Genomic DNA, 3,543 nt, shown 5'->3' on the forward strand with positions numbered 1-3,543 from the left:
CGCGGCCGCCCCCGCGAGCGCGCAGCCGGCTCCGCGCCGCCGAGCCCGCCGCTAGGCATCGGGGCGGCGGCCGCAGCCAGGTCCCGCGGCCACAACCCCGCCGCAAGCCGCACACGCGGCAAGCGCCGCCTATAATCTCGCGACGTTCCCGCGGATCGGCGCCGGCACGGCGTTCGACCCGATACCCAGAGAGCCACCATGAGCTACTTCAAACACCACGTCTTCTTCTGCTGCAACCAGCGCCAGCCGGGCGAGTCCTGTTGCAACGACCACAAGGCGAGCGAGCTGCAGACCTACGCCAAGGAACGCACCGCCGCGCTCGGCCTCAAGGGCAAGGGCAGCGTACGCGTCAACAAGGCGGGCTGCCTCGGCCGCTGCGACGACGGTCCGGTGATCGTCGTCTACCCCGACAACGTCTGGTACACCTACGTCGACAAGGAAGACATCGACGAGATCATCGACTCGCACCTGATGCAGGGCCGCGTGGTCCAGCGCCTGCGCCTGCCCGAGGACGCCGCATGAGCCGCCCGCTGCCCACCGAGTCCGCCCTGCTGCGCGGCCCCGCCGGCAACATCGAGGCGCTGATCGACGCCCCCGCGACAGTCAAGGGCATCGCGCTCGTGTGCCATCCCCACCCGCTCTTCGGCGGCGCCAACACCAACAAGGTCGCGCACACGCTCGCGCGCGCCTTCCGCGATCTCGGCTACGCGGTGATCCGCCCCAACTTCCGCGGCGTGGGCCAGAGCGAGGGCACGCACGACCACGGCGAAGGCGAGACCGAGGACATGCTCTCGGTGATCAGCTGGGCGGAGTCGCGCTGGGGCGCGCTGCCGCTGGCGCTCGGCGGCTTCTCCTTCGGCGGCTACGTACAGGTGCGCGTCGCCAAGCGCCTGGCCGAAGGCATCGCGCCGCCGCGCCAGCTCGTGCTCGTGGGCATGGCCGCGGGCGAGACCACCGGCAGCGGCCGCAGCTACGACACCCCGGCGCTGCCGACGAACATCCCCGCGCTGGTCATCCACGGCGAGAACGACGACACCGTCGCGCTCGCCAACGTGCTCGCTTGGGCGCGGCCGCAGGAACAGCCGATCATCGTGATCCCCGGCGCCGACCACTTCTTCCACGGCAAGCTGCACCTGATCCGCGAGCTCATCGCGCGCAACGTCGCGCACGCCTGAACACTGCCGCCGGCAATCGCGACTTGCGTCGCACCTACGAAACCCAGGCGCTTACAAGATTGCCGTAGGAGCGACGCAAGTCGCGATTCCAGCACCGGACTCCGCGCCTCCCCCGAATCCGCGCCGCGCCCGCCTCCGCACCCCGCCGGCCTTCTCGCGACGCGGGCCGCGATCCTTCCGGTTTCCCTGATTTCCCCCCGCCCACCTGCGGCGTACGCTGGCTCGGCCACCACCGGAGACCCGCCATCATGAAACTGCTCGCCTCGCTCACCAGCCCCTACGCGCGCAAGATCCGCGTCATCCTCGCCGAGAAGGCGCTGCCCTTCGAGCTCGTGGTCGACTCGCCCTGGGAGGCCAACACGCGGATCCCCGAGCTCAACCCGCTCGGCAAGGTGCCGGTGCTGATCACCGACGAAGGCGAGACCTTCTTCGACTCGCCGGTCATCGCCGGCTACCTCGAGACCCTCGGCGCCCCGCCCGCGCTGCTCCCGCCCGCCGGGCTCGACGCGGTGCGCGTGCGCCAGACCGAGGCGCTCGCCGACGGCGTCACCGACGCGGCGGTCGCCGCCCTGCTCGAATCGCGCCGCCCCGACGGCGAACGCAGCGAACGCGAGATCGCCCGCCAGAAGGACAAGATCGACCGCGGCCTCGCCGAACTCGAACGCCGCCTCGACGGCCGCCATGCCTTCAACGGCGGCCCGATCCAGCTCGGCGACATCGCGGTCGCGGTCGCGCTCGGCTACCTCGACCTGCGCTTCCCCGATGTCGACTGGCGCAGCCGCCACCCCGGCCTGGTGCCCTTCGCCGAGCGCATGTTCGCCCGCAGCAGCCTGCGCGACACCCAGCCGCCGGCGGGCTAGGAGTCTGCGCGGCAGAACTCCAGAGCGTGTTTTTTAGCAGAACGATTGGCGAACCGCGAGGTGCGGCACGAGACTGAGGCCGTGGTCAAGTTGCTTTGCGACGGCGCGGCGCGCATGCCGGACGGCAACGGGGACAGGTTTGCCCCCTTTTCCCGTCATGCCGTCCTCAATGTGCTCATCCTGCGCAGGTTCAGCGCCATACAGACGAGCTTCCACTCCGCTTTGACGCGCTCCAGGCCCCGCAGGCTGAACTGCCGGAATCCCAACACGTTCTTGATCCAGCCGTTGGGCGGTTCGGCGATCCATTTCCGTTTTCGGTAGGCGCTCTTGCCCGCCTCGCTCTCGAGCTTGTCGGCCATCTGCGCGGTGTGCGGATTGCGTTCGCGATCGAAGCCGAGTCGGCGCTTACCTTCCCGGCCCAGCGCCACCACCAGTTCGGTCCCGCACCCGTCGAGTTCCCGGAACGTTTGCTCCGAGCGGTAGCCGGTGTCGGCCAGCGCCTGGCGCGGTCGGTGTTCGACGTTGTCGCGCACGGCCTGCAGTACCCCCGCCAGTTGCCCGGCGTCACTGGCGTTGTTGGTCAGCTCGGCCGCCACGATGATGTGGGCGGTCTCGTCGACCGCCGTCTGGGCGTTGTAGCTCGGATCGAACCCGCCGCCGGCGCGCTTCATGATGCGGCTGTCCGGATCCGTGAAGTTCTCCTGCGCCTTGTCCTCGGGCACTCCAAAGTCGCGCTTGTAGCGCCCGCCCTTCGGTTTGCCGTCACCGCCGCGCGGGCGACGCTCGTCATCGTCGCTGCGCCCGCGCGCCTGATCGGCCTCGCGCTGGCGCTGCTCGAGCCGCGCCCGGGCTTCAGCAATCGCCGTCAGCCGCGCCTCGCGCCGCGCGATCTCGGCCGGCACATCCAGCTCGGGCTCGTTCCGCTCGGCGTCGTCGGCGGCCTTGGCCCGATTGAGCAGCGCCTCGATCTGCCGTTTCAACTCGGCCTCCGCCTTCACCATATGGCCGTAACTCATCGCCTTGTGGCGGCTGGCGTTTGCCTTGACCTTGGTGCCGTCGATGGCCACCGTCCCGAGCTTGACCAGCCCCATCTCGCGGGCCAGTCGCACCACCTGCACGAACAACTCGCTCAGCTCCTTCAAATGGACCGCGCGAAAGTCGCTCAGCGTGCGGTGGGCCGGGAAGTTGTCTGCCGCCAGGACCCGGAACGCCACATCCTCGTGCAGCTTGCGCGCGATCTTGCGCGAACTGAACACGCCCGTGGCGTACGCATACAGCAGCACCTTGACCATCATGGCCGGATGAAACGGCTGGTTGCGCGGTCCGCCACCGGCATACCGGGCGTGGAACGCGCTCAGATCCAACCCGTCGACCGCGTCGCTGATGAAGTACGCCAAGTGGCCTTCGGGTAGCCACTCCTGCAGCGCCTGGGGCAGCAGCATCTGCTGCTGCGGGCAATAGGGCAGATAGCTCGTCATCTCGACAGTCTACCGGCCCCGAAACGCCCG

General features: G+C 69.5%; 4 protein-coding genes. 3 read left to right on the top strand and 1 reads right to left on the bottom strand.

The window, feature by feature from the left end:
- Positions 1–198 precede the first annotated feature (198 nt).
- The 3 genes from ACE3P2_RS17425 (at position 199) to ACE3P2_RS17435 (ending at position 2,035) form a co-directional block, all read left to right on the top strand.
- On the top strand, positions 199–522 hold the full coding sequence (locus tag ACE3P2_RS17425; protein WP_012586197.1) for a ferredoxin: 324 nt from the start codon (positions 199–201) through the stop codon (positions 520–522).
- Complete coding sequence (locus ACE3P2_RS17430; protein WP_276658206.1) at positions 519–1,175, top strand: alpha/beta hydrolase; 657 nt, start codon at positions 519–521, stop codon at positions 1,173–1,175. The genes ACE3P2_RS17425 and ACE3P2_RS17430 overlap by 4 nt, the downstream gene beginning before the upstream one ends.
- Before the next feature lie 248 nt (positions 1,176–1,423).
- On the top strand, positions 1,424–2,035 hold the full coding sequence (locus ACE3P2_RS17435) for a glutathione S-transferase (RefSeq protein WP_374266805.1): 612 nt from the start codon (positions 1,424–1,426) through the stop codon (positions 2,033–2,035).
- 155 nt (positions 2,036–2,190) lie between these two features.
- Here ACE3P2_RS17435 and ACE3P2_RS17440 read toward each other — a convergent pair whose 3' ends face one another.
- Entirely contained in the window at positions 2,191–3,513 is a 1,323-nt protein-coding gene (locus tag ACE3P2_RS17440) for an IS1182 family transposase (RefSeq protein ID WP_374266807.1), read from the bottom strand.
- Positions 3,514–3,543 lie beyond the last annotated feature (30 nt).

This window comes from Zoogloea sp., assembly GCF_041911615.1.
GTDB lineage: Bacteria > Pseudomonadota > Gammaproteobacteria > Burkholderiales > Rhodocyclaceae > Zoogloea.

Excerpts from the sequence above, each read along its gene's own strand:
- ACE3P2_RS17425 (WP_012586197.1), top strand. The coding sequence starts at position 199 with ATGAGCTACTTCAAACACCACGTCTTCTTCTGCTGCAACCAGCGCCAG.
- ACE3P2_RS17430 (WP_276658206.1), top strand. The coding sequence starts at position 519 with ATGAGCCGCCCGCTGCCCACCGAGTCCGCCCTGCTGCGCGGCCCCGCC.
- ACE3P2_RS17435 (WP_374266805.1), top strand. The coding sequence starts at position 1,424 with ATGAAACTGCTCGCCTCGCTCACCAGCCCCTACGCGCGCAAGATCCGC.
- ACE3P2_RS17440 (WP_374266807.1), bottom strand. The coding sequence starts at position 3,513 with ATGACGAGCTATCTGCCCTATTGCCCGCAGCAGCAGATGCTGCTGCCC.